Origin of the sequence: Nonomuraea sp. NPDC050478 (genome assembly GCF_044458265.1) — a bacterium.
In the GTDB taxonomy this organism is placed as follows: domain Bacteria; phylum Actinomycetota; class Actinomycetes; order Streptosporangiales; family Streptosporangiaceae; genus Nonomuraea; species Nonomuraea ferruginea.
The window spans coordinates 368,133-394,537 of sequence record NZ_JBITHT010000003.1 but is presented as its reverse complement, the minus strand read 5'-3'; the positions used below and the strand labels follow the sequence as shown (position 1 = coordinate 394,537).

At 69.8% G+C, this 26,405-nt stretch carries 31 protein-coding genes; 18 read left to right on the top strand and 13 right to left on the bottom strand.

The features are described 5' to 3' along the window. The first annotated feature begins 42 nt into the window (after window positions 1-42). Window positions 43-1,689, top strand: coding sequence for an ATP-binding cassette domain-containing protein (locus ACIBF7_RS16310; RefSeq protein WP_397197802.1), 1,647 nt, complete (start codon window positions 43-45; stop codon window positions 1,687-1,689). A gap of 17 nt (window positions 1,690-1,706) precedes the next feature. Continuing rightward, window positions 1,707-3,770 carry a prolyl oligopeptidase family protein gene (locus tag ACIBF7_RS16305; RefSeq protein ID WP_397197456.1) on the top strand — a complete coding sequence of 688 codons (2,064 nt, stop codon included), beginning with the start codon at window positions 1,707-1,709 and terminating at the stop codon, window positions 3,768-3,770. On the opposite strand, the gene ACIBF7_RS16300 is transcribed toward ACIBF7_RS16305, so the two are convergent. Then, entirely contained in the window at window positions 3,663-4,256 is a 594-nt protein-coding gene (locus tag ACIBF7_RS16300) for a response regulator (RefSeq protein WP_372452489.1), read from the bottom strand. The genes ACIBF7_RS16305 and ACIBF7_RS16300 overlap by 108 nt on opposite strands. Before the next feature lie 90 nt (window positions 4,257-4,346). After that, on the bottom strand, window positions 4,347-5,384 hold the full coding sequence (locus ACIBF7_RS16295; protein WP_271278061.1) for a zinc-dependent alcohol dehydrogenase family protein: 1,038 nt from the start codon (window positions 5,382-5,384) through the stop codon (window positions 4,347-4,349). A 124-nt stretch (window positions 5,385-5,508) separates the two neighbouring features. Here ACIBF7_RS16295 and ACIBF7_RS16290 point away from each other — a divergent pair, with 124 nt between their 5' ends. Beyond that, the gene (locus ACIBF7_RS16290; protein WP_148030625.1) at window positions 5,509-6,906 is read left to right on the top strand and encodes a glutamate--cysteine ligase; all 1,398 of its coding nucleotides are present in this window, start codon (window positions 5,509-5,511) and stop codon (window positions 6,904-6,906) included. A gap of 66 nt (window positions 6,907-6,972) precedes the next feature. Next, on the top strand, window positions 6,973-7,995 hold the full coding sequence (locus tag ACIBF7_RS16285) for a hypothetical protein (RefSeq protein ID WP_397197455.1): 1,023 nt from the start codon (window positions 6,973-6,975) through the stop codon (window positions 7,993-7,995). Here ACIBF7_RS16285 and ACIBF7_RS16280 read toward each other — a convergent pair. Continuing rightward, the gene (locus ACIBF7_RS16280; protein ID WP_148030627.1) at window positions 7,985-8,704 is read right to left on the bottom strand and encodes a PaaX family transcriptional regulator C-terminal domain-containing protein; all 720 of its coding nucleotides are present in this window, start codon (window positions 8,702-8,704) and stop codon (window positions 7,985-7,987) included. The two genes, ACIBF7_RS16285 and ACIBF7_RS16280, sit on opposite strands and share 11 nt — an antisense overlap. 31 nt (window positions 8,705-8,735) lie before the next feature. Here ACIBF7_RS16280 and ACIBF7_RS16275 point away from each other — a divergent pair, with 31 nt between their 5' ends. Then, window positions 8,736-10,421, top strand: coding sequence for an acyl-CoA dehydrogenase family protein (locus tag ACIBF7_RS16275; RefSeq protein WP_397197454.1), 1,686 nt, complete (start codon window positions 8,736-8,738; stop codon window positions 10,419-10,421). 24 nt (window positions 10,422-10,445) lie between these two features. Here ACIBF7_RS16275 and ACIBF7_RS16270 read toward each other — a convergent pair whose 3' ends face one another. Further along, the gene (locus tag ACIBF7_RS16270; protein WP_397197453.1) at window positions 10,446-11,174 is read right to left on the bottom strand and encodes a LysR substrate-binding domain-containing protein; all 729 of its coding nucleotides are present in this window, start codon (window positions 11,172-11,174) and stop codon (window positions 10,446-10,448) included. A 55-nt stretch (window positions 11,175-11,229) separates the two neighbouring features. Between ACIBF7_RS16270 and ACIBF7_RS16265 the strand changes: the two genes are divergently transcribed. The 3 genes from ACIBF7_RS16265 (at window position 11,230) to ACIBF7_RS16255 (ending at window position 13,263) form a co-directional block, all read left to right on the top strand. Further along, window positions 11,230-11,601 carry a DUF5997 family protein gene (locus ACIBF7_RS16265; RefSeq protein ID WP_397197452.1) on the top strand — a complete coding sequence of 124 codons (372 nt, stop codon included), beginning with the start codon at window positions 11,230-11,232 and terminating at the stop codon, window positions 11,599-11,601. Between the two features lie 80 nt (window positions 11,602-11,681). Beyond that, on the top strand, window positions 11,682-12,737 hold the full coding sequence (locus ACIBF7_RS16260) for a DUF6183 family protein (RefSeq protein WP_397197451.1): 1,056 nt from the start codon (window positions 11,682-11,684) through the stop codon (window positions 12,735-12,737). 232 nt (window positions 12,738-12,969) lie between these two features. Beyond that, on the top strand, window positions 12,970-13,263 hold the full coding sequence (locus ACIBF7_RS16255) for an antibiotic biosynthesis monooxygenase (RefSeq protein WP_261808446.1): 294 nt from the start codon (window positions 12,970-12,972) through the stop codon (window positions 13,261-13,263). A 48-nt stretch (window positions 13,264-13,311) separates the two neighbouring features. Here ACIBF7_RS16255 and ACIBF7_RS16250 read toward each other — a convergent pair whose 3' ends face one another. Then, complete coding sequence (locus tag ACIBF7_RS16250) at window positions 13,312-13,719, bottom strand: MerR family transcriptional regulator (protein WP_397197801.1); 408 nt, start codon at window positions 13,717-13,719, stop codon at window positions 13,312-13,314. Between the two features lie 58 nt (window positions 13,720-13,777). Between ACIBF7_RS16250 and ACIBF7_RS16245 the strand changes: the two genes are divergently transcribed. Continuing rightward, a complete protein-coding gene (locus ACIBF7_RS16245; protein WP_397197450.1) occupies window positions 13,778-14,485 on the top strand; it encodes an SDR family oxidoreductase in 708 nt (235 codons plus the stop codon). A 147-nt stretch (window positions 14,486-14,632) separates the two neighbouring features. Next, entirely contained in the window at window positions 14,633-15,058 is a 426-nt protein-coding gene (locus ACIBF7_RS16240) for a DUF5980 family protein (protein ID WP_148030634.1), read from the top strand. Between the two features lie 346 nt (window positions 15,059-15,404). Here the strand turns inward: ACIBF7_RS16240 and ACIBF7_RS16235 are convergent, their stop codons facing one another. The 4 genes from ACIBF7_RS16235 to ACIBF7_RS16220 all read right to left on the bottom strand — a co-directional run bounded on the left by ACIBF7_RS16235 (window position 15,405) and on the right by ACIBF7_RS16220 (window position 16,928). Then, window positions 15,405-15,842, bottom strand: a complete 438-nt coding sequence (locus ACIBF7_RS16235; RefSeq protein WP_148030635.1) for a hypothetical protein — start codon at window positions 15,840-15,842, stop codon at window positions 15,405-15,407. Between the two features lie 116 nt (window positions 15,843-15,958). Next, window positions 15,959-16,201: a hypothetical protein gene (locus ACIBF7_RS16230; RefSeq protein WP_148030636.1), complete on the bottom strand. Its 243-nt coding sequence runs from the start codon at window positions 16,199-16,201 to the stop codon at window positions 15,959-15,961. A gap of 125 nt (window positions 16,202-16,326) precedes the next feature. Continuing rightward, window positions 16,327-16,728, bottom strand: coding sequence for a DNA-binding protein (locus tag ACIBF7_RS16225; RefSeq protein ID WP_397197449.1), 402 nt, complete (start codon window positions 16,726-16,728; stop codon window positions 16,327-16,329). Further along, window positions 16,725-16,928, bottom strand: coding sequence for a hypothetical protein (locus ACIBF7_RS16220; RefSeq protein WP_397197448.1), 204 nt, complete (start codon window positions 16,926-16,928; stop codon window positions 16,725-16,727). The genes ACIBF7_RS16225 and ACIBF7_RS16220 overlap by 4 nt, the downstream gene beginning before the upstream one ends. A 247-nt stretch (window positions 16,929-17,175) precedes the next feature. Between ACIBF7_RS16220 and ACIBF7_RS16215 the strand changes: the two genes are divergently transcribed. The 3 genes from ACIBF7_RS16215 to ACIBF7_RS16205 are packed head-to-tail and all read left to right on the top strand — an operon-like array spanning window position 17,176 to window position 20,127. Continuing rightward, window positions 17,176-19,227: a hypothetical protein gene (locus ACIBF7_RS16215; RefSeq protein ID WP_397197447.1), complete on the top strand. Its 2,052-nt coding sequence runs from the start codon at window positions 17,176-17,178 to the stop codon at window positions 19,225-19,227. A 44-nt stretch (window positions 19,228-19,271) separates the two neighbouring features. Further along, window positions 19,272-19,820, top strand: a complete 549-nt coding sequence (locus ACIBF7_RS16210) for a hypothetical protein (protein ID WP_148030640.1) — start codon at window positions 19,272-19,274, stop codon at window positions 19,818-19,820. A gap of 4 nt (window positions 19,821-19,824) precedes the next feature. Continuing rightward, on the top strand, window positions 19,825-20,127 hold the full coding sequence (locus ACIBF7_RS16205) for a hypothetical protein (RefSeq protein ID WP_148030641.1): 303 nt from the start codon (window positions 19,825-19,827) through the stop codon (window positions 20,125-20,127). Between the two features lie 43 nt (window positions 20,128-20,170). Here the strand turns inward: ACIBF7_RS16205 and ACIBF7_RS16200 are convergent, their stop codons facing one another. Both ACIBF7_RS16200 and ACIBF7_RS16195 read right to left on the bottom strand, forming a co-directional pair. Then, window positions 20,171-20,392 (bottom strand): DUF397 domain-containing protein, encoded by a 222-nt coding sequence (locus ACIBF7_RS16200; protein WP_397197446.1) that lies wholly within the window; start codon window positions 20,390-20,392, stop codon window positions 20,171-20,173. Further along, complete coding sequence (locus ACIBF7_RS16195) at window positions 20,389-21,204, bottom strand: Scr1 family TA system antitoxin-like transcriptional regulator (protein ID WP_397197444.1); 816 nt, start codon at window positions 21,202-21,204, stop codon at window positions 20,389-20,391. The genes ACIBF7_RS16200 and ACIBF7_RS16195 overlap by 4 nt, the downstream gene beginning before the upstream one ends. 231 nt (window positions 21,205-21,435) lie before the next feature. On the opposite strand from ACIBF7_RS16195, the gene ACIBF7_RS16190 reads away from it, so the two are divergent. Next, on the top strand, window positions 21,436-21,996 hold the full coding sequence (locus tag ACIBF7_RS16190) for an ATP-binding protein (RefSeq protein WP_397197442.1): 561 nt from the start codon (window positions 21,436-21,438) through the stop codon (window positions 21,994-21,996). A gap of 1 nt (window position 21,997) precedes the next feature. Then, window positions 21,998-22,279, top strand: coding sequence for a hypothetical protein (locus ACIBF7_RS16185; RefSeq protein ID WP_397197441.1), 282 nt, complete (start codon window positions 21,998-22,000; stop codon window positions 22,277-22,279). 30 nt (window positions 22,280-22,309) lie between these two features. Here ACIBF7_RS16185 and ACIBF7_RS16180 read toward each other — a convergent pair whose 3' ends face one another. After that, a complete protein-coding gene (locus ACIBF7_RS16180) occupies window positions 22,310-22,831 on the bottom strand; it encodes a tol-pal system YbgF family protein (RefSeq protein ID WP_397197440.1) in 522 nt (173 codons plus the stop codon). 16 nt (window positions 22,832-22,847) lie between these two features. Between ACIBF7_RS16180 and ACIBF7_RS16175 the strand changes: the two genes are divergently transcribed. After that, window positions 22,848-24,059 (top strand): DUF6119 family protein, encoded by a 1,212-nt coding sequence (locus ACIBF7_RS16175; RefSeq protein WP_397197439.1) that lies wholly within the window; start codon window positions 22,848-22,850, stop codon window positions 24,057-24,059. A 155-nt stretch (window positions 24,060-24,214) separates the two neighbouring features. On the opposite strand, the gene ACIBF7_RS16170 is transcribed toward ACIBF7_RS16175, so the two are convergent. Then, window positions 24,215-25,138, bottom strand: coding sequence for an NADP-dependent oxidoreductase (locus ACIBF7_RS16170; RefSeq protein ID WP_397197438.1), 924 nt, complete (start codon window positions 25,136-25,138; stop codon window positions 24,215-24,217). Between the two features lie 114 nt (window positions 25,139-25,252). Here ACIBF7_RS16170 and ACIBF7_RS16165 point away from each other — a divergent pair, with 114 nt between their 5' ends. Then, window positions 25,253-25,693: a winged helix-turn-helix transcriptional regulator gene (locus ACIBF7_RS16165; protein WP_397197437.1), complete on the top strand. Its 441-nt coding sequence runs from the start codon at window positions 25,253-25,255 to the stop codon at window positions 25,691-25,693. Window positions 25,694-26,054: 361 nt separating this feature from the next. Continuing rightward, the gene (locus ACIBF7_RS16160; RefSeq protein WP_397197436.1) at window positions 26,055-26,399 is read left to right on the top strand and encodes a hypothetical protein; all 345 of its coding nucleotides are present in this window, start codon (window positions 26,055-26,057) and stop codon (window positions 26,397-26,399) included. Window positions 26,400-26,405 lie beyond the last annotated feature (6 nt).

The following is a 26,405-nucleotide window of genomic DNA, read 5'->3' as shown; positions in this document are numbered from 1 at the left end:
TCCGGGCACTCCCTGGACGCGGGGAGGTGCAGGGTGACGGGGATGGTGTGGCAGGCGGTGTGGCGGCGGCCGGGGCAGGTCGCCAGGATCGCCGCGTGGTCCGTGCTGGAGGCGCTGCCCGCGTTCCTGATCGGGCACGCCGTGGCGCGGGCCATCGAGGACGGGTTCGCCGCCGGCAGCGTGGGGACGGGGCTCGGCTGGCTGGCGGCGCTGGGAGGCGCGTGGGTGGTGGCGGCGCTGGCCGCGCGCCAGGTGGTGCTTGCGGTGGCGGCCGTCGCGGAGCCGTTCCGCGACGACCTGCTGACCCGTGTGGTGGAGGGCGCCGTACGGGAAGGCCAGGACAGTTCGGCGGTCGCCAGGGCGGGGATGCAGGTCGAGCTGGCCAGGGACGCCTTCGCCGCCGTCGTCACCACCGTGCGCGGGTTCGCGTTCACCGCCGGCGGCGTGCTGCTCGGCATGCTGACCCTGGCCCCGGGGGCGCTGGTGCTGGTGCTGCCGCCGTTCGCCGCCGGGCTCGGGCTGTTCCTGATGTCGCTGCCGCTGCTGGCGCGGCGGCAGCGGGCCTTCCTGATCGCCGACGAGGAGCTGGCCGCGGCCATGGCCGTCACCGCCGGCGGCCTGCGGGACATCGTCGCGTGCGGGGACGAGGACCGGGTGGCCGACCGGCTGGCAGGCCGGGTGGAGGCGCAGGCCGCCGCCGCCCGGGCCCTCGCCCGCGTGACCGCCGTCCGCACCGCCGCGCTCGGGGTCGGCGGGTGGCTGCCGGTCGTGCTGGTGCTGGCCGGGACCCCGTGGCTGGCCTCCGGGGGAGCGGGCGCGGGCGTCATCGTCGGCATGCTCGCCTACCTCACCCAGTCGCTGGTCCCCGCGCTGAACGGCCTGGTCCACGGGCTCGGCGTGAGCGGGGTGCGGCTGGTGGCGACGCTGTCGCGGATCGTCGCCGGGGCGCCGCCGGAGCCGCCCGCCGCCCCGCGCGCGCGGCCCGCGGGCGCGGAGGTGACGCTGCGCGGCGTGACGTTCGCGTACGGGCCGCACTCGGAGCCCGTCGTGGACCGCCTGGACCTGCGGGTGCCGGAAGGCGACCACCTCGCCGTGGTGGGACCGAGCGGGGCGGGCAAGTCCACGCTCGCCGCGCTCATGGCCGGGGTGCTGCGGCCCGGCGCGGGGGAGGTGACGATCGGCGGCGTCCCCGCGCACGCGGCCGACCACTCCGCGCGGGTGCTCATCCCGCAGGAGGCGTACGTCTTCCGCGGCACGTTGCGGGAGAACCTCACCTACCTGAGCGACGGCGCGGACCCCGGACCGGCGGTGGCCGCGCTGGGCGCGGAGTGGCTCGTCGAGCGGATCGGCGGGTACGGCGCGCTGGTCGAGCCGAAGGCGCTGTCCGCCGGGGAACGGCAGCTCGTCGCGCTGGTGCGGGCCTACCTGTCGCCCGCCCGCCTGATCATCCTGGACGAGGCGAGCTGCCACCTCGACCCCGCCGCCGAGGCCCGCGTGGAGGATGCGTTCACGCGGCGCGGCGGCACGCTGGTGGTCGTCGCGCACCGGCTCACCTCGGCCCTGCGCGCCCGCCGCATCCTGCTCATGGACGGCTCACGTACGACAGTGGGCAGCCACGAGGAGCTGATCCGCCGATCGCCGCTCTACGCCGACCTGGCCGGTCACTGGCAACCGGAGACCGTCCCCTGAGAGACCCGGGATGTGCCATGAGATATCCAGAAACCGTGCGCCTGCCGCTCGTGGAAGACCTCCACGGCCACCGCGTCGCCGACCCGTACCGCTGGCTGGAGGACCCCGGCAGCCCCGAGACCAAGGCGTGGCTCGCCGAGCAGGACGAGCTGTGGCGCGGCGCCGCCCCGCCCCTGCGCGAGGCGTTCCACGCGCGGCTGACCGAGCTCGGCGCCGTCGGCATGGTCACGCCGCCCGTGTGGCGCGGCGAGCGCTGCTTCCACCAAAGCCAGTCCGCCGGCCAGGAGCACCCGGTGCTGTACCGCGACGGCGTGCCGGTGCTGGACCCGATGGAGCTCGACCCCGCCGGCCTGACCACCCTCGACGACTGGCACCCGGGCCCGGACGGCAGACTGCTGGCGTACCAGCTCTCCCGCAGCGGCGACGAGCGGGCGGACCTCTACGTGCGCGACCTCGACACGGGCCTGGTGCTCGACGGCCCGATCGGCGGCTGCCGCTACTCCCCGGTCGCGTGGCTGCCCGGCGGCGACGCGTTCTACTACGTGCGCTTCCACGAGGGCGTGTTCCTGCACCGGCTCGGCGTCGCCGAGGACGTGCCGGTGTGCGGCGCGGGCGCCGTGGGGTACGGGATCTCGATCAGCCCCGACGGCCGGTGGCTGCTCGTCTCCGCGGGCGGGTCCGCGTACCAGGACGTGTGGGTCGCCGACCTGGCGCGCGGCGGGCCGGAGGAGCCGTCGCTGCGCGCCGCCCAGCGGGGCGTGCGGGCGCGCACCGCGGCGGGGATCGGCCCGGACGGCCGGCTCTACCTGCTGACCGACCGGGACGCGCCGCGGCGCAGGCTGTGCGTGGCCGACCCGGCCGAGCCGGACCGCTGGCGCGAGCTGGTCCCCGAGGACCCGGACGCCGTGCTCGGCGCCTTCACCGTCCTGGAGGGCGGCAGGCTCCTGGTCTCGGCCGTCCGCCACGCCGTCGCGGAGATCAACGTGTACGACGCGGAGACCGGAGAGCCCGCCGGGCCGGTGCCGCTGCCGGGCAACGGCTCCGTCGGCGCGTTCACGTCCCGGCCGGGCCGCGGGCACGAGGCCTGGTTCAGCTACACCGACGCGGTCACCCCGCCCCAGGTGTGGCGGTACGACGCGCGCGGCGGCACGGCGGAGCTGTGGGCGGCCCCGCCCGGCCAGGCGCCCGCGCCGGACGTGGAGAGCTGGCACGTCGAGTACGAATCCGCCGACGGCACCCGCATCCGCATGATCGTCATCGCCCGCCCGGACACCGGGGGCGGGCCGCGCCCGGCGATCCTGAACGGCTACGGCGGGTTCGGCGTCCCCCTGCTGCCCGGCTACGCCGCGGACTCGCTCGCCTGGGTGGCGGCCGGCGGCGTGCTCGCCATCGCCAACCTGCGCGGCGGCGGCGAGGAGGGCGAGGCCTGGCACCGCGACGGCATGCTGGAGCGCAAGCAGAACGTGTTCGACGACTTCGTCGCCGCCGCCGAGAAGCTGATCGCCGACGGCTGGACCACCCCGGACCGGCTGGCCGTCTGGGGAGAGTCGAACGGCGGCCTGCTCGTCGGCGCCGCCATCACCCAGCGGCCCGACCTGTTCGCGGCCGCGGTCTGCTCGGCGGGCCTGCTCGACATGGTGCGCTACCACCACTCCGGCCTCGGGCCGTCCTGGGTGGCCGAGTACGGGTGCGCCGACGAACCGGAGCAGCTCCCGTGGCTGCTCGCGTACTCTCCCTACCACCGGGTCAGGGAGGGGGTGGACTACCCGGCGACGCTGTTCACGGTGTCGGCGGCCGACACCCGGGTGGATCCGATGCACGCCCGCAAGATGTGCGCGGCGATGCAGCACGCCACTTCGGGGGACCGGCCGATCCTGCTGCGGCACGAACCGGACGTCGGCCACGGCGCCCGGGCGGCGAGCCGCTCGATCGCGCTGGCGGCCGACGCGCTGGCGTTCATCGCGCGGCACACCTCAGATCCAGCCGGCCTCGCGGGCGATGCGGATGGCGTCGATGCGGCTGCGGGCGCCCAGCTTGGCGGTGGTCCGGTGCAGGTAGTTGCGGACGGTTCCCTCCCCTAAGAAGAGTGACGCGGCGATCTCCGGCACCGACGCGCCCTCCGCGGCCGCGCCGATCACGTCCAGCTCCCGCCGGGTCAGCGGCGCGTCCGGCGGCCGCATGGCGGCGATCGCCAGCTCCGAGTCGATCACCCGTTCCCCGTCGGCCACCCGGCGGATGGCGTCCGCCAGGTGGCCGGGCGGCGCGTCCTTGGCCATGAAACCCCTCACGTGCACGTCCAGCGCCCGCTTGAGCAGCCCGGGCGTGCCGACCCCGGTGAGGATCAGCACGCCGCACTCCGGCAGCTCGTCGTGCAGCTCGCCCGCCGCGACCAGCCCGTCCTTGCCGGGCAGCGCGATGTCGAGCACGGCCACGTCAGGCCGGTGCTCCAGCGCGGAGGGCAGGATCTTGTCGCCTCTGTCGACCTCGGCGACGATCTCGATGTCCTCCTCGTAGGCGAGCAGGGCGACGAGCGCCCCGCGGACCAGATGCATATCCTCAGCCAGCATGGTGCGGATCATCGCGGATTCCTCGCGGTCTGTGGGGTCCTGGTCACTGCGGGGCTACATACCCAGCCATGTAGGCCGGAAAAGCGCGATTCAGAACGGGCCGCGGGGCATGATCATGGTGACGCCCGCCACCGAGCCGATCGAGGCGAGCGCCTTGCCGGCGTCGGCCAGCCCGATCGTCCGGGTGACGAGCTGGTCGGGGTGGAGCACGCCCGCCCTGATCAGCTCCAGCATGCGCGGGTAGGCGTGCGCGGCCATCCCGTGGCTGCCCAGCAGCCGCAGCTCCTGGGCGATCACCCGGCCCATCGGCACCGGCGTCGCCGCGCCGGGCAGCAGCCCGACCTGCACGTGGCGGCCCCGGCGGCGCAGGCTCTCGACGGACGCGGCGCAGGTCCGCGGGCTGCCCAGCGCGTCGATCGACACGTGCGCGCCGCCCCTGGTCAGCTCGCGCACCTGGGTGGCGGAGTCGCCCGCGGAGCCGTCGACGAAGTGGGTGGCGCCCGCCAGCTCGGCCAGATGGAGGGCGTCGCCGCTGATGTCGACGGCCACCACCCTGGCCCCCACCGCGGTGGCGATCATGATGGCGGACAGGCCGACGCCGCCGCAGCCGTGCACCGCGACCCACTCGCCCGGCCGCACCTCGGCGACCTGGTCGACCGCACGGAAGGAGGTGGCGAACCGGCAGCCGAGCGAGGCCGCGGTCGCGTACGACATCTCCTCCGGCAGCGCGACCAGGTTGACGTCGGCGTGGTCGATCGACACCAGCTCGGCGAAGGAGCCCCAGTGGGTGAACCCCGGCTGCGTCTGCCGCTCGCACACCTGCTGCTCGCCGGCCTGGCACGCCGCGCAGGACCCGCACGCGCACACGAACGGGACCGTCACCCGCGCCCCCGGCCGCCAGCCGCGCACCTCGGCCCCGACCGCCTCCACGACCCCGGCCAGCTCGTGGCCGGGCACGTGCGGCAGCACCCGGATGTCGGGGTCGTGCCCCTGCCAGCCGTGCCAGTCGCTGCGGCACAGGCCGGTGGCCTCGACGCGGATCACCGCCCCGTGCGGGGCGGGCGCCGGGTCGGGCAGCTCGCGCAGGTCGAGCTCGCCACCGAATTCGTCGTAGGCAACAGCACGCATCTCATGAGCTTAGAGTGAGTCGCCGCAGCTCGCACAGGCCTCGCGTCACGGTCCCGTTCCGCAGGACAGCGCACTGTGACCTGGTGACGGGTGTCAACCCCCCTTCCCAGGACAGATGAGGGGCATGGGACAGGATCTGGATAAAGCACGGTTTACCGAGGACGAATTCCTGCGGTTCGGCGAGCGGCTCCACGAGCAGCTCACGGTGCTGCGCGAGCTGCTCGACCGCCCCGGCTTCGGCGAGGGGCCGGTCACGATCGGCGCGGAGCTGGAGCTCTTCCTCGTCGACGAGCAGGGCAGGCCGCTGCCGCGCAACAGCGAGGTGCGCGACCGGCTCGGCGATCCCCGCGTGGTGCTGGAGCTGGGCCGCTACAACATCGAGGTGAACCTCACCCCCATCCCGCTGGCCGGGCGGCCGTTCGAGCGGCTGGGGGCGGAGATCCAGGAGACGATGTGCATGGTTGACGAGGCCGTCGAGGGAGGCGGGGCGCTGCCCATCGGCATCCTGCCGACGCTCGACGTGGGCGACTTCACCGCCGACGCGATGAGCGAGGAGAACCGCTACGAGGCGTTGCGCAGGGGCCTGCGGCGGCTGCGGCTGGAACCGTTCCTGGTCAAGGTCGAGGACCTGGAACTGCGCGTGGAGAACGTCATCCTGGAGAGCGCCAACACCTCCTGGCAGGTGCACCTGCGGGTGCCGCCGAACCGGTTCGCCCGGCTGTTCAACGCCGCCCAGCTGGCGATCGGCCCGGTGCTGGCGGCCTGCGGGAACTCGCCGGCGTTCCTCGGCCGGACGCTGTGGGAGGAGACCAGGATCGCGCTGTTCGAGGAGGCGGCCGACGACCGCGACGTGGAGCGGCTCTACCGCAAGGACGGGCGGGTGACCTTCGGCTCCGACTGGGTGCGCGAGGGCGCGTACGAGCTCTTCGAACGGTACGTCAACGACTACGACCCGGTCGTGCCCAACCTCGTCGAGGACGGCGACCGTACGGACGTGCCCGAGCTGCGGCTGCACCAGGGCACCATCTGGCAGTGGAACCGGCCCGTCTACGACCCCGCCGACGGCGGCCACCTGCGCATCGAGATGCGCGCCCTGCCCGCCGGTCCGTCGTGCGCCGACATGACCGCCAACACCGCGTTCCTGCTCGGGCTGACGCTGGCGCAGGCCGAGCGCGACCTGACCGGCTACCGGTTCGCGGAGGCGTACCAGAACTTCTACCGCGCGGCCATGCACGGGCTGGACGCCAAGCTGTCGTGGCCGGGCCGCGACGGCGAGTTCGAGGCCGCCGACCTGGTGCTGAGCCTGCTGCCCGAGGCGCGCGCCGCGCTGCTGGCCAACGGCGTGTCGGTGAAGGACGCCGACGACGCGCTCGGCATCATCGAGCAGCGCACCCGGCTGCGCCGCACCGGCGCGGCCTGGCAGCGGGAGAAGCTGGCCGAGTTCGGCGGCGACCGGGCGCGGCTGGTGCGCCGCTACCGGGAGCTGGCACTGTCGGGGCTGCCGGTACACCTGTGGTCGTAGTGACGCAACCTTCTCGTCACCCCTTCCGTCAGACTCTTGCGTACAGACGGGAAAAGCGAGGGATGCATGGCTGACACGGGGATGAAACCCACCGACGGGACCCCCTTCCGGTTGGTGCGTGACACCGGGACCCTGGCGGAGGGGGCGGCGAAGCTGGCCGGCGAGATCCGCGCCGCCCCGATCAAGGATGTGCTGGCCCAGGCCAACAGGAAGGCCGTGCGCAAGGGCGCGCCCGAGGCGTTCGGGTCGATGCCCAAGCCGTCGGTGTGGTACGCGTTCGACCAGGGCGACCAGGAGACCGCCGACTGGTACCCGCAAGGGCTGACCTGCGGGGCGGACTCCGGGACGATCCCGGTCTCGGTGTTCGTCGCCACGTGGTACTACCGGCCGGAGGAGGGCGAGCGGGGGATCAGGGTGACGTTCTTAAGCCCCTCGACGCTGAAATACCGGCACGCGCTGCTGGTCGAGGCCGCCCCCGACGGGTCGTACAAGCCCATCGACATCCACGCGGGCGGCGTCGCCTGCTACGGCGACGTGCTCTATGTCGCCGACACCACCAGGGGCCTGCGGGTCTTCGACCTGAACAACGTGCTCGACCTGACCAGCGCGCAGGCCGGCGTGGGCGACGGGGAGCGGGTGGGCCGGCACGGAGGCCGGCTGCACGCCTTCGGCTACCGCTACGTCATCCCGCAGACCGACTTCTGGAGGGTCGCGGTCAAGGGCGCCAGGTTCTCGTTCGTCGGCCTGGACCGCAGCACCACCCCGCACACGCTGATCTCCGGCGAGTACGCCGAGGACCACCGCGAAGGCCGGGTCGTGCGCTGGAACCTGGAGCTGGACGGCGAGCCCGCGGACGCGTTCGTCATGGGGCACGAGAAGATCCAGGGCGCGATCTCCCGCGACGGCCGGTGGTACCTGAGCCAGTCCGCCGGCTCCGGCGCCAACGGCAAGCTGCTCGTGTACGAGAACGGGAAGCTCGCCCGGCGGCCGTTCCCGATCGGCCCGGAGGACCTGACCGCCCGGGGCGGCAAGGTGTGGAGCCTGGCCGAGTTCCGGCGCAAACGGGTGGTGTTCGGCGTCAATCTCTGAGATGCCGGTCCAGCAGCTCGCGGAAGCGGCGGTCGAAGTCGTCGTAGCGGGCCCGCAACCCGGCGCCCGGCCAGTCGTCCGGCAGCAGCTCGGGCGGCAGGAGCGGGTCGGCCAGCAGGTGGCGCAGCACCGCCGCCGACACCAGGAACCCCTCGGCCAGTCCCTCGGCGCGGTCGAGCGAGCGCCGCAGCCCGCGCGCCTCGGCCGCCCAGCCGTCGAGATCCCACAGCAGGGGAGTGGGGTCGGCGTGCGGGCGGCCGTCGATCAGCGTGCACTGGGCGGTCACGACCGCCGGCCACTCTTCCCGCAGCAGGTTGGCGGGCCGCATCCAGGTGCCCTCGCGCAGCTCGGCGAGGCGCAGCGTGGTCATGGCGTGCCGCAGCGCGGCCCGGTCGGCGGGCGCGCGCCGCTCGGCGGTGACCACGGCGATCTCCCACGTGCCGTCCCACGGCCGGGTGTGCGGGGCGCGGCTCTCGTCCTGCCTGGCCTGGCGCTCGGCCAGCCGCTCGGTCAGCGCGTAGCGGCCGCCGGACTGGACCAGGTCGCCGGCGGCCACCATGCGCGACAGCGCGACCCGTACGGTGCCCTCGGCGATGCCGAACAGCGCGCCGACGCGCACCAGGCGGCGGGCGGGCAGACTCGGCGGATGGCTGCCCAGCAGCGCGCTGAGCACGGCCGAGCGGGCGCTGAGTGTATTACGCTCTTCCATCGCGTGTCGATGATATGTAATGCTCGGTGGTATGGGCAGGTATCTCGTCGAACCCTTCGACTCCAGCGACCGCTACGCCACCGAGCGCTACCAGGGAGCCGCGGGGCGCAACTGGTGGCGCTGCGACCCGTCGCTCCAGCTGCTCATGCGCCGCCACCTCGGCGACGGCTACGCCTGGGCCGAGCCGCACCTCGACCGCCTCGGCGCGCTCATGGGCGGCCCGATCGCCGCGCACGCGGAGGAGACCGACCGCAACCCGCCCCGGCTGGAGAAGTACGACAAATGGGGGCGTGACATCAGCGAGGTCGTCATGCCGCCCTCGTTCCACGCCGCCCGCGACGCGCTCATGGCCGACAACTTCACCTCCCCGGCCTTCGCCGAGCAGGCCCGCGCCCACGGCGCCGACCCGGCCGCGCTCGCCGCCGCCTGGACCTACCTGCTCGACCAGGCCGACATCGGCATGGGCTGCGCGCTCGGCACCGGCGGCGACATGGTCGTCTCGCTCGCCGAACGCCACGCGCCCGACGACGTCAAGCAACGGGTACGGGAGATCTTCGCCAACGGCGACTACTCCGGCGAAGCCGCCCAGATGTTCACCGAGCGGACCGGCGGCTCCGACCTGGCCGCCCTGGAGACCACCGCCGAGCCGTCCGGCGACGCCTGGTCGCTGACCGGACTGAAATGGTTCGCCTCCAACGCCAACGGGTCCGCGTTCGTGGTGCTGGCCAGGCACGAAGGCTCTGTGGCGCCGTTCCTGGTGCTGTGGGAGCGCCGCGACGGCACCCGCAACGGCGTGCGCATCAGACGGCTGAAGGACAAGCTCGGCACCCGCTCGGTCGCCTCGGCCGAGGTCGAGTTCAGCGGCGCCGAGGCGTTTCTGCTGGCCGGGCCCGGCTCCGGCTCCGGCCTCGGCACGATGATGAAGCTCACCAACGCCTCCAGGCTCGGCGTCGCCATGATGGGCGCGGGCATCGCCCGGCGCGCCCTGACCGAGTCGCTCTGCTACGCCCGCGCCCGCGAGGCGTTCGGCCGGCCGCTCGCCGACCAGCCCCTCATGCGCCGCAAACTGGCCGAGCTCATCGTCGAGGTCGAGGCCGTCCAGGCGCTCGTCCTCGACGGCCACGTCGGGCCGCGCCTGCGCCTCGCCCCCGCCCTGATCAAGCTCCGCGCCGCCCGCCTCGGCCTCACCGCCGCCAGCGACGCCGTCGAGGTGCACGGCGGCAACGGCTACATCGAGCAGTGGCCGGTCGCCAGGCTGCTCCGCGACGCCCAGGTCAACCCCATCTGGGAGGGCGGCGACCACATCCTCTGCCTCGACGTCCGCCGGGCGATGCTGCGCGAGAACGCCCACGAGCCGTTCCTCGACCGCCTGGCCGCCGCCGTGGACCGGGCCCCCTCGGGCGACTGGTCCCTGGTACGCGGCCGCGTCGACGACCTGGGCAAGGCGATCACCGCCTGGTCCTCGCTCGACCCGGCCGTGGCCGAGGCCCGGCTCTACCCGCTGGCCCAGTTCATGGCCGACGTGTACGCCGCCGCGCTGCTGGTGGAGCAGGCGGGCTGGGAGGAGCGCGCGGGCCACGGCTCCCGCAAGGCCCTGGTCGCCCGCCTCTACGCCGACGCCCACCTCGCCGACCACGGCCCTCTCCGCGGCCTCGACCGCCCCGCCGACGACCTGGACCACTTCGACACCCTCACCCGAGGAGCCTTCACCTTCTGACCACCCGCACTTCTGTTCGAACGGTCAGCGGGACCGGCGGCCCTTCTTCCGGCCGCCGGTCGCCGTCCCCCGGCGTCCGGAGCCGCGCTGGACCGGCTTCGCCGCCTCCCGCCGCGCCGGCTTCTCCGCCGAAGCCTGAGGCGCACGGCCCCGCGAGCTGTTCGCCGTGCGCCCGCGGACGATCCCGATGAAGTCCTCCACCAGGTCGGTCGTCGCGTCCGTGAGCCAGGCCAGCCCCACCTGCGACTGCGGCGCGCCGGGCACCGGCCGGTAGGTGAGGTCCCTGCGATGGTGCAGCCGCGCCAGCGACTGCGGGACGACCAGCAGCCCCGCCCCGGCCGCCACCAGCCGGACCGCGTCCGCCGTCGTGGCCGGCCGCTCGAACGCGGGCCGCCCGGGGCGGACCGTCCACTCGATGGCGTCGTCCAGCGGGTGGAAGACCTCCTCGTCGGCCAGATCGGCGACGGTCACCTCGTCGGCCGCGGTCACCACGTGATCCTTCGGCACCACGACCACCGTGGTCTCCACGTACAGGGGAATCACGCTGAGCCCGTCACGGTCGACCGGCAACCGCACGAACCCCGCGTCGGCGCCCCCGCCGCGCAACAGGCCCACCACGTCGGCGGCGGCAGCCGGGACCAGGGTGAGCGGCACGTCGGGCACCCTCTCGGCCCAGACGCCGACCCATTTCGCCGGTGTCACGCCGGGCGGGTACGCCAGCCGGAACACCCCGCCGGTCTCCTCAAGAGTCACCCCGTCAGCGTACCGATGTGAGAAGGACCGGTTCCGCCTGACTACGCTGGACTCCATGACCACGCCCAAGCCCAAGACCACCCAGACGATGAAGCCCGCGACGGCGGCCAAGAAGCTGGGCATCCTCCTCTCGGCCACCCCCGCCGAGTTCCAGGAGGGCGTGGTCTCCCGGAGCGAGCTGAACGCGCTGCAGGCCTCACCCCCCGCCTGGCTCACCGACCTGCGCCGCAACGGCCCCCACCCCAAGCAGGTCGTCGCCGCGAAGCTCGGGGTGTCCATCTCCGGCCTGATGAGAAACGGCATCACCGACCCGCTCACCACCGCCGAGATCGACGCGCTCAAGGCGGAGAACCCCGCGTGGCTGGAGCAGGAGCGCTCCACCCAGGCCGAGGTCCGCAAAGAGGCGCAGCGCCTCAAGCAGCGCTAGCCCGTCCAGTCCGGTCGCGGGGCTCGCCGTAGATCACGTCCGCTTGTATGCTGCGTGGCCCGACCTACACGAGGACGCCCATGTCGCTGGATGAGCTGCCGGCCGGACTTCACGAGGCCGAGGACGTCACTCGCCACTACGACCTGGTGGAGCGGGCCGCCGCCGAGGGACGGGCCGGAGAGCTGTACGAGCTGGCCCTGACCCTGCGCGCCGCCGAGCCCGGCTGGCAGCGCGACGCCGTCCTGCTCCACATCCAGCAGGCCCTGGCGCTGACCCCCGGCCCCGGCAACGCGGCCTGCGCCGTGCGCCTGGCCGCGACCGAGCAGCTCGACTCCCGGGTCCGCCTGGCCGCCGCCCAGCTCGCCTCCGCCCAGCCGGTGGACAACCTGCTGCCGCTGTACGAGGAGTACGAGCAGGCGCCGGAGCTGTTCGCGTGCCTGACGCAGGAGCTGGTGCTGCGTCACCCGGACATCGGCCAGCACGGCGCCGTCCGCCGGGTGACCGCCCATCTGGCGGACGCGAACCACCCCCTGGCCATCCTCCCGCCGGCCTTGCTGCCTTTCGAGGACGCCTTGGACCTGCCCTCGTACAGCCTGCGCGGGGCGTCGTACGCGATCCCGTTCGGTCCCGTCGAGCGGTCCGGCTTCCCGCGGCGGCCCGGCCACCAGATGCCGGCGGTGGAGCTGCTCGCGCCCGGCCTGCTCACGGCAGCCGTGGAGAACTGGGTGGAGGACTCCAACGGCCGGATCGAGGCGCGGGCGTTCCGGCTCGCGATGCCGGCCGAGCTGGACGCGGAGCTGCTGGAAGGGCTCGGGCTGACCTGCCTCGCCGGCGAGGGCGAGGTGACCGTGCGCGCCGCCACGCTGTCGGAGGTGATGCGGGTCCTGTTCGCGGCGGCGGCCACCGGCTCCGCCTACGGCAGCGGCCGGGGCGGCGCCTACGGCAGGCTGCTGGCCTGGCAGTCGATGACCGCCCTGGCGGGCGGCACCCGCGTCGAGGACGCCGCCGACCGCACCTGGGTCCTGTTCGACGCCTCGACCGCCTGGTTCTACCAGGTCGCCTGGGACGTCGGCATCGCCGCCCTCGACCCCGACCGCCTCCTGGTCCACGTCCTCGCCGCCACCGACACCGACTGAGACGCGGCCGAGCCGGTCTCCCGGTCAGTCGCCGCCGTCGCCGCCGAAGCCGGCGCCACCGTCGGCGGCCTCGCACTGAGTTGGTACCCGCATCATCACCCAGGCGTGCCCAGTCGCAGGGTTCGCTTGCAACTCGGCGACCACTTATCGACGGTGCGTTGGTATCATCCCGACAGGGCGTCGGGAAAAGAGCCATGGCGCTACGGAGAAGGGCACCCCCATGCACATGATCATGAACCGCATCGACGTTCCCGCCGAGGACGCCAAGGCGTTCGAGGCCACCTTCATGGAGAGCATGCGCGCCACCCTCGCCGGCGTCCCCGGCCTGCGGCGCAGCTCCCTCCTGCGCCCCACGGAGGAAGGGCAGCCCTACGTGTCCACGATGGAGTTCGACTCCCGCGCGGACTTCATCGCCTGGCTGCGCTCCGACTCGTTCAAAGCCGCCCACTCCGACCGCGAGGCGCCCGGCATGGACACCACCTCCGCCATCGAGCAGTACGAGGAGATCGGGACGATCGAGACCTGACGCCACCCACCGGGCTTCGGGGCCGTGCCCTGCCCTGGCCGCACGGCATCACGGGGTCGTGGAGCGATCCGCTTCTGCGGGGACATCCTGATACGCGAGTCTGGTGCAGTCGCTGTCCGGGCTCTCGGAGACGCGGATGACCGTGTCCAGACGATCACGGGTACGGGTCAACTCCGCGATCTGGGCATCGATGCGATCGCGCTCGGCGGCGAGCCGGGCGCGCGTGGCGGGAGTGCTGACCTTGGATTCGACGCAGGGGAGCAGCTCGGCGATGGTCCGGCTGGACAGGCCGGCCGCGTACAGCATCTGGATCAGATGGACCCGGTCGGCCGCCGACTCGGGGTAGTGGCGCTGCCCGGAGCTGCTCCGGTGCGCCTCCAGCAGTCCCTGCTCCTCGTAGTAGCGCAGCGCCCGCACGCTGACGCCCGACCTCGCCGCCAGATCGCCGATCCGCACCATGACCTCCATCACAAGACTTGCCTCTGACGTCAACGTCAGGTCTTAGCGTATCGGCATGCAGATCAACGGAGCACATGTGCTGGTCACCGGGGCCAACCGCGGCCTGGGCCGGCAGTTCGTCCTGTCCCTCCTCGACCGCGGCGCCGGCAAGGTGTACGCCACCGCCCGTCGTCCCGACCTCATCGACGTGCCGGGAGTCGTCCCGCTGCGGCTGGACATCACCGATCCGGCATCGGTCGCCGCCGCGGTGACAGCGGCATCCGACGTCAAGATCGTCATCAACAACGCGGGAATCTCGACCGGGACGAATGTGGTCACCGGAGACCTGGACGCGATCCGCCGCGAGATGGACACCCACTTCTACGGCACTCTCCACGTGATCCGTGCCTTCGCGCCCCAGCTGGCCGACGGCGCGATCCTCAACGTTCTGTCCGCCATCTCATGGTTCGCCTCCGCCGGTGCGGGCGCATACCACGCGGCGAAGGCCGCGGAGTGGGCGCTCACCAACAGCGCACGCCTGGAACTGGCCGGACAGCGCACCCTGGTCACGGGCCTGCACCTGGGCGCCGCCGACACCGACATGATGGCCTGGTACGACGGCGACAAGAGCGCTCCCGAGGCGATCGTCGCGGCGGCCCTCGACGGCATCGAGGCGCACCGGCCTGAAGTGCTCGCCGACGACTGGAGCCGCCAGGTGAAGGCATGGCTGTCCGAGGACCCCGATGTCATCTACCGGGAAGCGGCGGCCGCCCTCTCGGCCTGACCGCCCTCGCCCGGCTGGACGATCTTCCCTTTACTCTCGAATGAAAATTTCATAAGAACACAGAAACTTTCTTGTCAGAAGGTTCTTTAATCATCAATGATTGCTGAGTCAGAGGTTTCTGTGGAACAAGAACCAAGGGAGGCAGCCGTGAAAATCAGTCACCGCGCCGCCAGAGCGGCGCTCGGCGCGACGGCAGGACTGGCCATCGCCTTGGCCGGCAGCACCCCCGCTTCGGCGGCGACGTGGGACCTCATGGGGGAAAACCAAATCTGCATCAAACACGGCCACTCTCACTGGACATACTTCGTGGCCGCTGTCGTCGGCAGCTGGTCGTCGACCGTCCATGTCACAGTGGAGAATCTGCCCCCCGGGGCTGTCGTCACCCAGGCCGACGAAATCCCACCCGGCTCGAATCACACCAACTCGAACGGTTCGACAACGATCAACGGCTGGGTCTTCGCAGAGTTCGACCCGCTCCCGATCGGCGTCTACACGGCGCAGATGACGGCTTCGGACGGGACGCAAACCCTGTCCGACCCCGTCACCATCACCGTCAAGGAGCGCTGCTACTAAGCGCGCATTCGAAAAGCCTGCTTGGAACAGGGCAAAAGGTTTGCTCTATCCGCCGGTGTGCACCAGCCCTCGCATGGCGGAAAAGCCCGGCAGGAATGCTCGGCAACGTAGGCCACGTACCTGTACGGATGCGTTCCCCTGCGAAGGTGAGCAGATCAACTGTCCGCGGCTCCCCCATGGGCCGCGGACAGTGGATCGCTTCGCCACAAGCTCCTGCGGCTCGACGGAAGCACCGTTCTCCCTTTTCGGTGCACCACCTGAGAACGCTTCGACCCTGAGGGGGAATCGCCGGGAGTCGCATGGCCGTAACGTCAGAAGTCGAAGATGCCGTTCTTCGCGCCTGCCGCTAACTTGGTCCAGACGGCCCGGCGGAGAACCCAGGGCAGGAGCAGCGGCTGTACGGGGAAGCCTTCCTGGCGCTCGAAGAGTTCGAACGCCAGGGTGCCGAACTGGGTGATCGAGCGGCCTCGCCGGCCCGCGACGGTCTCACCAGCGGCGCGCTGCGTCCTTCGGCGCGGCGCTGATCGGCAGGAACGGACTCGGCGTCCCGCTCCACGACACGTGCAACGACTCCCTCGCGGAAGACCCGCCACGCCGCGAACGGCTTCTCCAGGATGTCGGCCGGCCCCTGCGGCCCGGTGGCCAGCGTGATGTGGCTCATGGTGTTGGCGATCGCCATCTCCAGGCTCGGCTGGCCGACCTGATCGCCGCCGGGCCGTCGTTCGGCGACCATGTCCCGGTAGACCTCCTCGGGCGCGAAGCCCTCGGCGAGATACTGCAGCACCTCGAACTGGCCCTCCGGGAACAGGCTCGCGAAAGCCTCCGGCGCCGGGGTGGCGCTGTTGACGCTGACCCGGCGCTTCTTCGCCCACTCGTCGGCGTCGTCGTGCGGCAGGATGTTCAGCAGCAGGAAGACGTCGCTGCCAGCACCACACCTCGCCAGAAGCCGGTGATCCGTACGGTCCGGATGCGGGAGTCCTTCGCCTGTGCGACCGACTCCAGGTGCACGCCCTTCTTCCCGTGGAGCTGGTTGACGGTGAGTTCCTGGAACCGCCGCATCACCTTGCGCACCCCCGCCTTGACGTCCTTCTCCAGGGCGTCATAGCTCTCCCAGAAGGTGCTGGCGAAGGCGAGCTGTGGCACGAGGAGACCTCCTGGGGGAGTGAGTGGGGGATCACCAGGGTACGAGCGAGCCGCCTGTGGAGCCAGCCCTGAGCACTCGTCGCCGACTGATCCAGTCCTCCGGGCTCTATGTGCGACGGGCTTGGTCAGATGCCGATGATCTTGACCCGGTCGCCGCACAGCCGGGCCATGTCGTCGACATCGGATGTCAGCATGGCGACCGGAGCCGGTTGGCGCAGAGCTACTTCAGCGACCGTCGCGTCGATCGCGTGCCGGTGGCCGTGCAGCCCTGCGGTTTTGAGCAACTTCGCGGACACTTTCGCCGTGCCCTGGGTCACCGGCTCAACCTTCATCCGGGAGAGCACCCACTGCAGTCGGGACATGTTCACCCGGGCGTGGCTGACTTCGACGATGGTGTTGGCCCCGATGACGAAGTCGGCACCCATGGTGTGGAACACCTGCAACATCGCGAGGATCTTACGGTCCTCCGCGATCCAGGCGGACAGGCCCTGACAGTCCAGGACGACGGTCTCGACACGTTTGATCACGACGGGTCCGCCGCGCCGTCGTGGTCGGAGGACCCGAAGATCCTGGCGCGAGCGCGAGCCAGTTCCTCATCGGTGAACTCCCCGTGCTCTTCCTGGTGACGCCGCAGGTCTTCGCCGAGGAGTTGGTGCCGCAACTGGCGTGCCACCGCCTCGGCGACGTAGCCGGAGACGTTGTCGGTGAGCTTTCTGAGCTCGGTCACCTGATCGCTCGGCAAGGTCACAGTGATACGTGTCGTGTCCGCCATAGGGCAAGCATACTGCGGTATGCGGATAGGTGTGCTGAAGCTGTCTGAAGGAACGGCGAACCTTTGCGAGCACCGACTACGTACAGCATGGTGTCTGCGGCTGGGAGTCGGAAATGACCATGCTGTTCTGTTATGCGGCACCTATAGAGACCCCTGGGCCGGGGGATAATCCGGCTGTTCTCGACCGTGCCGGAGATTATTGATGACGACCCCGTCGCCGAATCCTCGGCCGTCACCCGAGCGGCCGCCGGACAAGCCCCAGGCACGCACCGAGAAAGGCCCGGCGGAGCCTTCCCGGACCCCACCGGCGGTCGCGCAGCCGCCCGATTGGGAGTATTCGGGGATCGACCCGGAACTGATGCACGCGTTCGAGCGCGATCTCGGCCAGGCGGAGAGCACGCTCGGCAGGCACGAACCGCGGATCCGCCGCACCCTGGAAGACCTCGATCTGGACACCTCACGGCTGAACGCGCTGCGGGAACTGGGCAACTGGATCGGCGCCAAGCGGCCGGAACTGCGCCGCCGCAACGAGACCATCCAGGCGGCGAAACCGGAGTGGGGCGCGGTGGGGGCCGGCGGGCTGGCGCCGTTCGACGAGCACCTGTACAGCGCCGCCTCCAGCCAGCCGGATGTGTACGCGGCGGCACTCAAGCTGCGTGAGGTCGACCGTAACGGCGAAGTTGACGAGAAGACCGTCGCCGAGCTGGAGAAACGGGCGGGCGACGCAGGATTCGCCACCTCCCTGATGTACGCGCTCGGGACGGAGAGGTTCCGCCACCTCATGGCGGCGCTGGTCTACCACAAGGACGAGCGGAGGCAGCGATTACAGGCGGCGCTGGGCAAGACGCTCGGCGCGGCCAGCCCGCGGCTGAGCGAGTCATGGCGGAAGGAACTGCTCGACCATCTGCGTGTGCCGGTGGATCAGCACGCGCTCGCGGCGGTGCTCCCGTACGGGAAGTTCAGCCGGGACTTCCTGGTGGCCGCCGCCAAAACGCTTGAGGGCCTGGACCGGAAGACCTGGAACGAGAAGCCAGCGACCGGCATTCCGCACGATCCGATGATCGGGGTCATGAAGGCGCTCGCCAACCACCCCAAGGCAGCCCAGGACGTCTTCGTCGGCGACCCCGGCATCATGAAGCGGTACGTCACCGAACGGCGGATGCATGACGACGGGGCGGCGTTCGGGGCGGCGCTGGAAGCGGCGACGATGACCTACCGCGATCGCGACGGCTCACCCCCGGAACCGTCGCCGGGATTCATCTCGGCCAAGATCGCCTCGGATTTCATCCGCTGGGAGGCCGAGCGCGTTCTGGCCGGAACCGAAGGGCCTGCCTTTGCCACGACCGGCAGTGCGGCACGTATCATCAGCGCGTATATAAACGATGTCAATCGTATTGCCGAAGCACCTAAGACCGGCGGGAAATCCAGCGTGTTCGTGAACGATCGTCCTCATTTGCTGGCGAGTGATCAGCTATGGGGCGCGCAGTTCGAGAAGCCGGCCCTCCACAAGGTCATGGAAGATGTTTTCAAGCATGATGCCAAGGCGCTGGCAACGGTGATGGCGGCTCAGATTGCGTGGTCGAGGAAACTGATCGACCATGGCGCCGCACAAGCAGCGGCAGGAAAGAGCACGAAATCGCTCCTGGCCAACATACGGGAAACCGGGGCGGGTCTCGGACTGATCACACATGCAAGCGGGCTAGCCAAAATCGAGCTGGGAACGAAACTGGACGAGCAGCAGGAGCGGAACATGAAGGTATTCATGGCTGCGGTCAACACAGGGCTCGGCATCCCGCAGACGGCTGCATGGGCGATAACGGCTACCACTCTGGGTTCGTGGACCAGCTTGATCGAGGACTCGGCCAAGACCGATCTGAACAGGGTCAAGGCCACGTACGAGGCCAACATCGCTATGGGTGAGGCACATTATCTGCACGATCAGTTGATTGCCGACGCCATGCTTAGAAACGGTTTGTTCGGCAAGAGCGAGCCTGCCGCTCCCACGCATCCATGGGGATCCCTGGATGGAGTGGAGAAGGGGGACGACCCGCGTAAGTCGCCGAACAACTTCCTGAAGGATGACGGAAATAGTCTGATGACACAGCATGAGATGGCACCTTATCCGGGGGGTGTCCAGCCTCGACTGGATGCCTACCAGACGTGGCTATACGACGGGCTCGCCGGTCAGCCATGGAATCGGGCCCGCAACGAGTCGCGCTGGGGCTTCGAGGATGGCAAGCCGGAGCACCAGTGATGTGGAGAATTCCTCGCACCGTATCGGTCGTACTGCTAAGCGCAATGATCTTACTCACCGCGTGCGAGCAGCAAAAAAGCCCGCCGGTCGACAGGAGGCCACTTCCGTCGATAGCTGCTGCGCCCTATGTCTGCGACTATGTGCCGCTCGATGCGGTGCGGCTCATGACAGGGCTACGGGATCCAATTGTCGAGGGGTTCTTCGACCTCACAGTGGGAAGGGAACTTGACGGTTTGGACTATGGCACGGGTTCATGCCGCGTCTACGAGCCCACCGGAAACAAGCCAAAAGTACTACAAATAACTCTTTCTCCCGCTGGATCGGAAAGTGAGGTCGCGTGGGAAGTCAGTCATGGAGCCCGGCGATTGCCAGAGATCGTTCCCGGTGCGATTGGCTCCTACGGGCAGAACGGCAGCGCCGATGAAGCTCAGGCGGCTGCGATGCTGGTGCATGGCTCCGACCGGGTGATCGTGGAACTCATCCAGGGCGTCAAGGGACGGGACAACGCCGCAGACGTGGTGGCCATGATGAAGCTGGTGGCGCCGAAGCTGATCCTCGACGCGACCCCCGCTCCCGAGAAGACCAAGGACTGAGCCGATGGCCGCGATGGTGCGCAATCCCCTGTACGAGGCGCTCCAGCAGGCCGTCAGCACCATCGGCCCGATGATCGAGCAGATCAACGCGGACGTCGACCGTCCCTGCCGGATGTTCCACTCGGCTAAGGTCTGGACCGGGCCGGCCGCCAAGCAGTTCGACGCCCAGCTCGCCCAGTTCAGCTCCCGTGCCCGCACTTCAGGGCAGGCGATCGTGGATGAGTTGCGTCAGGTCCTGAATCGTACGCCGAGCGAGGTGACCGAGGAGGAGGCCGCTTCGATCAGGCGGAAGTACAGGCTCGCCTGAGTTCGGGTGTCGGCCCCCAGCGGGTCGCCGAGGGCCGCTGACCCTAGAAGTCGAAGATGCCGTTCTTTGCGCCGGCGACGAACTTGTCCCAGACGGCGCGGCGGAGCACCCAGGGCTCGGTGTCTGGTTGCTCGGTGTCACGCAAGGCGACGCGGCCGTTGGACAGGTGCTTGGCTTCCAGGCATTCGCCTCCCTGGCCACTCGATGCGGTGACCCAGCCTGTAGGGTCCGAGATTTCCCTGGCGATGTCTTCGCTTAACTTCACGACGTCACTCTCTCCTTGATCCGCTGCATTGACAGGTACTCGGGAAGCGCGGCCTTACGCACGCATTCGAGCCGGCGTACGAGTCGCTTGATCTCGTCGGGTTTGTCGACAACGCGACCGTGGAGGGCTGATTCGACGTATCCGGCGATTGGCACGCCATCCTCCTGGGCCAGAACGATCGGCCCCACCAGCGCCGCCGTACATAGGGCCTCGTACGGGATGAGTTGGACGTTGAACCAGTTGTTCTCGGCCATGGTGATCAGATGCTCAAGCTGGCGCCGGATCACGGAGCCGTCTCCAATCGGACGATACAGGATGCCTTCGTCCATGACTGCGAGGTATTGAGGCGGTGTGGGGCGGTCGAAGATGGTTTGCCGTTCCAGCCGGGCCTGGATGGCCTCCTCGACCTGCTGGGGTGTCGCGTCCGGCTCTCCCTCGAAGACGGCGCGAGCGTACTCCTCGGTCTGCGCCAGCCCCGGCACGATGAGCGGCGCGACGCTGATGATCTGATCGGCTCGTCGCTCGATGGGTGGCCACTGCCGATACCACTCCGGAACTCGGCTCCCGCTGATGGCAGGCCAGTAGGTGAGGAGAACGCCCTCCAGCCCCAGTGCCTTCTCGCAGAGCTCGATCAACTCGCGGGTTGGATTCTCATCACCGCGTTCCACATTGCCGATACGGCTCTGGCTGTAGCCGATGCGTTGGGCGAGTTGCGCTTGAGTCAATTTAGCCGCATATCTGTGTTTTCGTAGTTCGGCACCAAAACGTGCTGTCGGGCCGGCGGTTGGATCGAGCTCTTTCGGTGCTGGCATCTCTGCTCCCGTTACCAGGTCTATCCCAGGTCTTCTGGGTTGGTAACAGTCGAAGTCTGGGATCGCTCTGGGAATGTTTCCGCAGACAATGTAGCGCTTAGCAGGCAGTGTGTGGAGTGCCGCAAGGAAACTGGTTCAGCAACCGGACATATAACAGCACTCCGCAAGGTCATCGCTGGTATGTATACCTATACGAATGGGGCATTGATGATCAATAAGGCTAGGCTTGGTATGCGGATCATCGGCGACATGCGATTTCCTGGACGTCCAGAAATCATGAGTGATGTCCGCATTTACGTGACGCGATGGCTCGTAGTCGAACTGCCCGAAGCGGCTGACGGTGGAGGGTTGCTGGACGACCTGCGTCTTCTCGCGACCGAACTCGCCGTAAACACGATAAAGCACACCATCTCCGGACGATGGAGCATAGGTTCATTTCGAGTTCGCATGTGGCTCGGCGCGGGGCGAGTCCGGGTCGAGGTGACAGACCAGGGGTGGTGGTCCGGGCCGCGACTTCGCGACGACCCGGGCGGGTCTGGCGGGCGCGGGCTGCAGATCCTTGGGGCCGTTGCCAAGAAATGGGGAGTGAAGAGGCGCTGGTTTGGCCGGGCCGTGTGGTTCGAGCTTCCCGTCTCTCTCCCAGCGGCCGCGCACACGGCCTACCTGGATTCGCCGTACTGGACAGGTACGAGACCGGCTCCTCCTGATGCGGGCCCCATCCGCGATTCTGCCGGGGCCCGCGTCGGCATCGCTCCTCAGAACCACGTCGAGATCGTCGAAAGGAGTGCGTGACGTGCAGATCGTCCACGACTTCCACGGCCCGCACGTCGAGCCGCCGATAGTCGGACACGTCAAGCTCACCTGGCACGAGCCCACGCCTCGGACACCACGCGTTCGGGTGATCTTGCATACCTGTGAGTGCCGCGAAACGACGTACGAACTCTGCGCTGCCGGCGGCCAAGCCTTCGTCCGCCGTACAGACCGCAAGGAGCAGACCATACACGAAACCTCGTGGACGTTGACCGCGACCACCGTACGGCTCTTCGCGCAGATCCTGCGCGGAGAAGCGAGCTGATCCCCATCTGGAGATGCGGAGAACAAGCCGTCAGCCGCACGAGAGATATTCGAGCATCTCCGCTATCTCCTGTGTCTCCTCGTGGCCTAATCCGTAGAGGACCTGGAGGTCGTCGAACAATGGTCTCAGCACCTCGCATGCTGCAGTGTCATTGCCCTCGCTGGCCAGGAGCATTCCGATGCTGCGCCGGACCTCGACGGCGGTTTGAGAAATGTCGCTCTCCTTCGTACGGACCAGATCCAGTACGTCTTGGTACTGCTGGAGTGCGCTGGTGGCGTGGCCGAGTTCGGCGCGGCAGTCGGCCGCATGGCGGCGACAGTCGATGACGTTGTTGCTTGCCGGTCCTTCGGTGACCTCGTAGGCACGGGCGAGGTCGTCGAACTCCGGTAGCGATTCGCGATAATCGCCGCCGACGAACAGAATCGCCGCCCTTTTCTTGCGCAGGGCGAGGACTCGCGGGTGGCGGGCACCGAGGGCGGCCGAACCCGAGTCGATCACTTCCTGGAGGGCGTCCGCGGCCTGGACGTAGCGCTCGTCGCGGCACGACTCCACTTACGTCCCGGCCGGCATGCCCATCGGCGGCGTCGGCATTCGGGACTATGCCGAGCTGGTCAAGAAGCTCGGCGGTCTGATCAAGGCCTCCGACCTCGGCCTCAGCCACCGGGAGACCGTCACCATCGAAGGCGCGGATGGCTTGCGTCTGCCGATCCCGCTGGATCCGGCAGAATTCCTGGCCCTGCTGCACCGGTTGAACCAGATCAGCGAGCGGCAGGTGCCACCCGACTTCGAGCGCCTGGAGGCCATCCGGCCGGTCAGCTCCGAGCCGCTCCTCAGCAAGCTGGACGCACTGCTCGACGAAGGGCTCCGAGGCCAGGGCGACCTCATGCTGCACCTGGTGATCCCGTCCGCTCTGGTCGACCGGCGTCACGAGGCTCGCTCGTACCGGATCAAGGTCGGTAGCGTCCCCCTCGTCCGAGAGGAGCTCGATTTTGACGATCTCCGCCGACGGTGCAAGGTGCAGTACTGCGTCAGTCCCTCTGCCGCGCTTCGTGACGGGACTGTCGAGATGTACGCCGACCGCGAAGGCAAGGAATCGATCGGCAAGGCCGGTGCCATCCAGTGGCTCAAGGCCGCCGTGGCGATCGGGCCGCACGTCTACCAGCTCAGCGACGGGAACTGGTACGAGTGCGGCGCCACCTACGTGGAGTCGATGAAGCGCCGGATGAAGGAGCTCATCGTGCCCGAGCCGGAGGTGGACATGCTGCCCTGGAAGGCCGGAGAGTCCGAGGAGGACTACAACATCCGCATGCAGGACACGCTCGGTCGAGGCCGGTACCTGTGCCTCGACCGCAAGTTCAATCGGACCCGGCAACAGAGCAGGGGCAAGGGTTACGAGGCGTGCGACGGGCAGACTGACCGGCACACGCTGGTGCACGTCAAGGCGGCGGAGAGCTCGGAGCCTCTCAGCCACCAGTTCGCCCAGGCGTTGATCTCGACCCGGACCTTGTACAACGAGCTGGACGCCCGCGCGAAGTTCAGCGCGAAGGTGACCGAGCTGAGCGATGGCCAGCTCACCGTGCCCGAGAACTTCGTGCCGGGCAAGGTCGTGCTGGCCATCCTCCTCAAGGGCAAGGAACTGACGCCCGACTCGCTTTACCCGTTCGCCCTTGTCGCGCTCGCCGATACGCTCCGGCGTGACCACGGGGTGATCGTCGAGGTCGTCGGGATACCCAGCGACTCCTCGGATAGCGCGGGCGAGACTATCCGAGCAGAAGGGTGATGTGGCGGCCGTACGGCGTGGTCGCCTGCTCGATGGCGCCTCGTTCCTTCCACAGCGAGGCTCGGGGCGCCGGTCGAAGATCACCAGTACGTCGATTGTTCCCATGCCCGCCGGTGGTGATCTTCCCGACCGGTGATGAGTGCGGTCACGTATTGTTAGTCCACCGCTGTGCCCGGCGTGAGAACGTACCTTCCGCGTACGCCGCCCTTGGCGACCGCGCGGTGGGCGGAGGCGACCTCGTCGAGAGGCACGACGGCGTGCACCCGAACCGGGAGGCGGCCATCGGCGGTGGCCTCCAGGAGCTGCGCGAGCCGGGCGCCGTCCGGCCGCGCCACCACCACGCGGACGGTGATGCCCCGCACCTCCGCCGGCGCCGCCCCCGGCTGCACGCCGACGAACAGGCCGCCGTCGCGGACCAGGGGCATGCCCTGCTCCTGCATCGCGGCGCCGTCGGCCACCGCGTCCCAGCCGGGCGTGGCCCGCGTGGTGAAGCCGGCGCCGAGGCCGCGCACGAACTCCTCGTCCTGCGTACGGGCCAGTCCGGTGACCCGCCACCCGCGATCCTGGGCCAGCGAGAGCACGTAACCGCCGACAGCGCCCGCCGCGCCGGTCACCAGCAGGCTCCGGCCGTCACCGTCGCCGAGCCGGTCGACGAGCTGGGCCGCGGCCAGGCTGTTGAGCGGGACGGCGGCCGCCGCGACCAGGTCGAGGCCGGCGGGCACGGGCGCGATGTCGTCGGCCGACACGATCAGCTGCTCGGCGTAGGTGCCGAAGTCGCGGTCGAACCCGTCGATCAGCCCCGCGACCCGGGTGCCAACCGTCCAGGCGACGCCCGGGCCGGTAGCGGCGACCGTACCGGAGAAGTCCCAGCCCAGACCGGTGTGGTGAGGCTGGTCGACCAGCCCGCGCCCGTGGAACACCCCGGCGGCGACCGCCAGGTCAACGGGGTTGACCGCGGCCCCGGCGATCTCGACCCGGACCTGACCCGGTCCGGGCTCGACGAGGGGCACGTCGATGATCTCGATGGAGTCGGGGCCGCCCGGAGTGCGGACGACGGCGGTGCGGAAGGTGGTGGACATGTCGCCTCCTATGGAGAAACGGGAGCTTTTGCACCACCATGGAGGGGTTACTCTCTGACGGGAAGTACACACTCCGGAGTGCGTATCTCACCCGGCGGTAGGAAGGAGCAGCCGATGCCGACGACGACGGCGGCCCAGCAGCGGGCGCAGGCGAAGATGGAGTACGACGCGTTCCTGGCCGGCTGCCCCAGCCGCCGGCTCCTGGACCGGATCTCCGACAAGTGGGTGTCCCTGATCCTCGCCGCGCTCGGGAGCGACGGCCCGCGCCCCGGCGAGGTCTGCGCCGGTGAGCCGAGACCGATGCGCTACTCCGAGCTGTCCCGCCGCCTGGCCGGAGTCAGCCAGAAGATGCTCACCCAGACCCTGCGCAGCCTCGAACGTGACGGCCTGATCACCCGCACGGTGACGCCGACCGTGCCCGTCACGGTCACCTACGAGCTGACCGACCTCGGCCTCTCGCTCCGCGACCTCATGCACGGCATCAAGGCGTGGGCGGAGACGCACATGGACGAGGTCCTCGCCAACCGGGAGCAGTACGACACCCGTACGTCGTGACCAGGGGTTGCAGATTGGCACGAGCGCGACGCCCTCGGAGCGGCTCTCCGGCGTCCGCGCGGCCGGGTCACGCCGTCGGCAACGGAGGCAGGCACGGCCATCGGACCCGGCTGACGCGACGCCACCTCGGCGACGTGCGGGACACCCCGAACACCGGAAGCACCGCAAGCACCGCGAGCATCTTGGTGCTCTGCGATCTGGGCGGAGAGCCCCGGCGGTCGAGGACGACGGTTCCGGCGCGTCAGATCGCGGCGCCCGCCGAACCGTTCAGTAGCCGCGCAGGTGAAGGCAGTGGAAATGACCGGCTGAAGTCCGGCTGTCGTCCTGGAGCCTCCTCTTGCGGTGACTCAGGCTTGGGCACATGGGATTTCCGAAGGTGACATTCATCGCCGGGGCGGCCCTGGCCGCTCTGACCCTGGCGGGCACGGGCACAGCCCATGCGGCGGACGGGCAGCTGACCTTGATCAGCGAGACCGGCAGCCGCACGATCGTCTACGACAGTTGTCAGCCTCCGAGACAGCTTCAGCCGCAGCTCTCTCAGCTCCAGTCGTTCCGCAACCAGCCGCCTCCCGGCTGCCAGGCCGTCCTCGTCAACCAGTCCGGCGCCGGCCTGGTGCTGTGCGTGGGGCGCGGGTTCGTACCGCCGGAATTCAGCCGCCCGTCATTCGTCCGCGTTCAGCCCGGCACCGCGCCGGCCTGCCTCTGAGACGGA